We start from the raw sequence: 4,919 nt of genomic DNA, 5'->3' as shown, positions 1-4,919 counted from the left end.
TTCATATACAGACATGGTTGTAAATAATGCATAACTTAGAAATACCATGCCTATTTGCCTTTTCTCAATTGGGGTATGTGTTATTTCCTGACCATCTATGATGATTTTTCCCTTTGTTGGGGTAATAAAGCCTGCTAACGTTCTTAATGTTGTTGTTTTCCCGCAACCAGAAGGTCCTAGAAACGTAAAGAACTCACCTTCTTTTATTTCTAGATTCAAATTAGGTATCGCAACAAGATCATTGAATTTTACTTCAATATTTTGAAAGCCAATCAAGTAACTTCCTCCTCTTCAAATCACAGGATTTCTAATTCAATTTTCTCTACCCAATCTCCCATATGCTTGAAGATAAACGTATAATCAATATCTTGCTTCTTTGTATTTTTGAAGATCAATTTATTTTGCTCTGACGATTTCTCTAATGCTTTTTTATTGATAGGCAGCGTTTTAAATTGCTCAGCCCATGCGCCCTGAATTTCCGCGCTACCAAACCAGTTCACAAATTTTTCTGCCGAAGAGATATCCTTCTCCGTTCCTTTTTTAATGATTCCTACTTGTTCAGCCAGCGTAGGTACTCCAATTTCTGGAGAAACAATTCCTGCTTTAAATCCATATTTCTCTTCTAATGCTGCCAATCCACTTGAATAAGTAAAAGAAATTGGCACTTTTCCTGAAGCGAGGTTCGCGTTAGCATCCTCACCCTCTGGAATTTTATATCCGTTATCATAGAATGCTTTAATCGCATCCCAACCTTCTTTAGTCACGCCTAAATCAGCCTTCTCGTCTAAGTACCTATTCAAAATTCCATATACGACCGCCTGATTTGTCGCTCCTCCCAAACTCATTGGAAGATTATATTTCCCTTTAAATTCTTTTTTCTCGAATAAGTCGGTCCAGTCTTTCGGAGCAGTTTCTTTTGAATATAGATTAGCGTTATAAATCATAAGAATTCTTTGTTCAACTAGTGGATGAAAGAAGTTATCTTTATCACTTGAACCTTCTGGCAGCTCATACGTCCACGTGGGCTGAAATGGCGCCAGAATGTCACTTGCTTTGAATGTTTCAAAGTTCATTTGATTTAAACCAAAAACCACATCAGCTATCGGATTGCTTTTCTCTGCTATGATGCGATTCACTAGATCTCCGCCGCCAGCCTGGACGATTTCAAGGTTGAATCCAGCTTCAGCAGCTTTCGTCTTCAACCATTCACCACGTCCATCTGAAGCGGAATTTGAATAAATAATGAGAGGCTTCTCTTTTTTGCCTGAGTCAGATGCTTTATTATTCACACAACCTACTGCTAGACTTCCAATCGTCATTAATGACAGTAAGGATAGAAACACTTTTTTTGTTTTCATTTTTTTCTCCTTTTTTGTTGAAAATTATTTACTACCAATAAATTATGAATAGCACATTCGCTTCCTTCAGGGTTTGGTTATAATAACTCTCCCTCCGTTTCCACCAAACATATTGAACCAAATATACGTCTAGTTGTTCGCGATAAAGTCAGTAAAACATTTACTAAAACATTCAGTTTGTTATTCACCAAAGTTGTGATATGATTGCTTTAAGGTTAATCTTAATCTTGATTACTTTTTAGCTGAGAAGGGTGTCTTTATGGCAACAATAAAAGAAATAGCAAAATTAGCGAACGTCTCTAGCACAACGGTTTCTAGAGTATTAAATAACGATGAGTCTCTTTCCGTTTCAGAAGAAACTAGTAATAAGATATTGGCTATAGCGAAAGAAATCGGGTATAAAACATTAATTGAACGACATCACCAAAAACAGAGAACATTTTATCGATTTGGCCTTATTTATAGTCCGGTCATTTTCAATGATTTTGTAGACAGCGATTATTACTTCTCGATCCGTAAAGGGATAGAACATACTTGCATCAATAATCATATTGAACTAGTAAATAACCCCCTGATAGCCCCTGCCAAAGAGTTGCATGGTGTTATCATTCTGGGCAACTATTCGAGCCATGAAATTAATCATTTTTTATCGATTGTTGAAACAAAGCACATTGTCATAATTGGCAATTGCCCCGATTACAATAAATTTGATTCTATTTGGTTTCATACAAGAATGGCTGTGCTACAAGGATTAGACTATCTTCAAAAACGAGGACATCAAACAATTGGATACATTGGTGCAAGTCAGCACAGTATGATTCCTGAAGATGAGCGGCGTGATATCATTTTCAAGCGATTTATGGAAGAACACGGGGGATTCGACAGCTCCAGCATTTACACGTGCGAGCCTGGACAAAAGAGTGGCTACGAGCTTATGAGTAAGCTCATTCAATCGGGCGCTACTATGCCTTCAGCATTTTTTATCGCAAATGATCCAGTCGCTATTGGTGTTTTAAAAGCACTTAACGAGTCAAAAATAAAGGTTCCTGAAGAAGTAAGCATCATTAGTTTAGATGGACATCCGTTGGCAGAAGTCATGAATATGACTTCTGCCACGCCCTCTTTAATTTATGGAGCAACAAGGCATTTTTACGGGCCTACATTCCGCCTACTTATCGTATGGCTCGCCGCGCTGCCTATAATTTCAAACTATGATACACAGCCATCATATCTTATTAATTTGGGTAACAATCATTGCGTAACCAAACGCTTCATAGACATAAGTTAGCTTTTTGTATTTGCCATTCGTAAAATATTTATCAATAATGGCTTCCCTGGTCTCCGTAATTTGAGGGAAATCACAGATGGTAATCTCATTTTTACGGCTGATGGCATCTAAATTACTTTTAATCTGATCCCAAAAAGGTACGGCATTTTGTAAAACCACTTCATAACCTACAAAGCTGGCAAGTTCCAATTCAAGCATTTTCAGCGCAACTTGGGTTTCCCTAGGTAGTAAGGAGACTTCTTCGGTTAGTGCAATATCGCCGCCAACGATTGATTTTAGCTTCTCTAGTTCTGGCAGCTTCCCTACAGTTTGTATAACCTGATCAATCGGCTGTTGAATAACCTCACGAATATCCGTGCTGCCGAATTTTAGCTTTTTATGATGCTTTAACACGGTTCCATGACAAACTGGGCAGCTAATCATTTCTTTGGAGGCCTTCATAGCCTAGTGCTTCCTTAGATGAACGGGAATTACTACCGCTATTTAATTGAGTAATACTGCTACAGAGTGCATAAATGGAATTTCTCCTGCTAATGGGGACGTTTGAGTCTGAAAGTGGGGGAGTTGGCGTGGATTAACAGTGTTTTTTTCAGTTATTTGTTTTTTTAAGCTAAAATCTCTTGAAATAACTGGAGCTTTTCCCGCTACTCGCTGCAGGTCTATAAAAAATAGGCTGTCCCAAAAGAGTGAGTAGTCGGGATAGCAATTTAGATATATTAACACAAATAAGCCAAGCCTCCGGTAAAACGCGCTGGYCCCCCTAGCCTAAATACTTTTTTCAAGTATCAAGTCTATGGGGACCCGTTTAACCTAAGTCGCAATGTTATGTGCTAAAACTTGGTCCGTATACCTCAAACTCAAAGATTCTTGCCGCAAGGTTTGTCGTTTGGGTAGGCGTTGTGACGTTTAACTTAATATATCTTGCTGATACGGATGCGATGTTATCTATCGTCACACTTTTCGTATTATTGGTTACTTGGACCACTGTGCTCCAATCCGTACCATTATTACTAACCTGGGTCGTATACGCCCTCGTGTTATAGGAGGCTGTCTCTCCGCCTTCTGATGCATGCTTGATGACAAATTGGTTCACTTGCTTCACAGAGCCGAGATCGATCTGCAGCCAACGGTTACTGGATATCGAACACCATTTGCTATCATTGATGACGCTGCCGTCCACGGCTTTGGCCGCGGTCTGTGAGGCGTTGCACGTGCTGTCAGCTGTCGCGGGTTTATTTAATGCCAAATTGGGAGATCCGTATACCTCAAACTCATAGATCCGTGCTGCAACGTTTGTCGCTTGGGTAGGCGTCGTAACGTTTAATTTGATATATCTTGCTGATAAGGAAGCAATATTGTCTGTCGTCACGCTTTTCGTATTATTGGTTACTTGGACTACTGTGCTCCAATCCGTACCATTATTACTGACTTGAATCGTATACGCCTTCGTGTTATATGAGGCGGTCTCTCCGCCTTCTGATGCGTGCTTGATGACAAATTGGTTTACTTGCTTCACGGAGCCAAGATCGATCTGGAGCCAACGGTTGCTGGATATCGAACACCATTTGCTATCATTGATGACGCTGCCGTCCACGGCTTTGGCCGCGGTCTGCGTGGCGTTGCACGTACTGTCAGCTGTCGCGGGTTTATTTAATGCTAAATTGGAAGGTCCGTATACCTCAAACTCATAAATTCGTGCTGCAAGATTTGTGGTTTGGGTAGGCGTCGTGACGTTTAATTTGATATATCTTGCTGATACGGAAGTGATATTATCTATCGTCACGCTTTTCGTATTATTGGATACTTGGACCACTGTGCTCCAATCCGTACCATTATTACTGACCTGAATCGTATACGCCTTCGTGTTATATGAGGCGGTCTCTCCGCCTTCTGATGCGTGCTTGATGACAAATTGGTTTACTTGCTTCACAGAGCCAAGATCGATCTGCAGCCAACGGTTGCTGGATATAGAACACCATTTGCTATCATTGATAACACTGCCGTCCACKACTTTGGCCGCGGTCTGCGAAGCGTTGCACGTACTGTCAACCGTCACGGGTCTATTTAATGCCAAATTCGGAGAATTTACCGTAATCGTGTATGTAACCTTACTCGTTCCAGTTTGTGAAGTTACAATGATCTTCATGCCTGTCTCTAGCGTCGTCGCTTTCGTTATTCCGTCTGCTTGGTAGATCTCGAAAGTTGCATTCGCTGCCGGCGTGATCGCTGCTTTCAACTCAGCTAACTGGATGCCACCCTCGATAGTAATCGTC

General features: G+C 40.6%; 4 protein-coding genes and 1 pseudogene. 1 reads left to right on the top strand and 4 read right to left on the bottom strand.

The window, feature by feature from the left end; all coding sequences use genetic code 11:
- A partial coding sequence (locus AC1DUA_RS33700) for an ATP-binding cassette domain-containing protein (protein WP_477503884.1) occupies window positions 1–276 on the bottom strand: 276 nt, incomplete at its 3' end.
- A gap of 20 nt (window positions 277–296) precedes the next feature.
- Window positions 297–1,358, bottom strand: a complete 1,062-nt coding sequence (locus AC1DUA_RS33695; RefSeq protein WP_477503883.1) for an extracellular solute-binding protein — start codon at window positions 1,356–1,358, stop codon at window positions 297–299.
- A gap of 259 nt (window positions 1,359–1,617) precedes the next feature.
- Here AC1DUA_RS33695 and AC1DUA_RS33690 point away from each other — a divergent pair, with 259 nt between their 5' ends.
- The gene (locus AC1DUA_RS33690; protein ID WP_477503882.1) at window positions 1,618–2,646 is read left to right on the top strand and encodes a substrate-binding domain-containing protein; all 1,029 of its coding nucleotides are present in this window, start codon (window positions 1,618–1,620) and stop codon (window positions 2,644–2,646) included.
- On the opposite strand, the pseudogene AC1DUA_RS33685 reads toward AC1DUA_RS33690, so the two are convergent.
- Both AC1DUA_RS33685 and AC1DUA_RS33680 read right to left on the bottom strand, forming a co-directional pair.
- Window positions 2,587–3,087, bottom strand: a pseudogene (locus AC1DUA_RS33685) (excinuclease ABC subunit UvrA); the annotation flags it as partial. The gene AC1DUA_RS33690 and the pseudogene AC1DUA_RS33685 sit on opposite strands and share 60 nt — an antisense overlap.
- 382 nt (window positions 3,088–3,469) lie before the next feature.
- On the bottom strand, window positions 3,470–4,919 hold a 1,450-nt coding region (locus tag AC1DUA_RS33680; protein ID WP_477503881.1), incomplete at its 5' end, for a discoidin domain-containing protein.

This window comes from Paenibacillus sp. 01T422 (assembly GCF_056398785.1).
The sequence above is the reverse complement of the archived record's forward strand: the minus strand, read 5'-3'. Positions and strand labels throughout refer to the sequence as shown.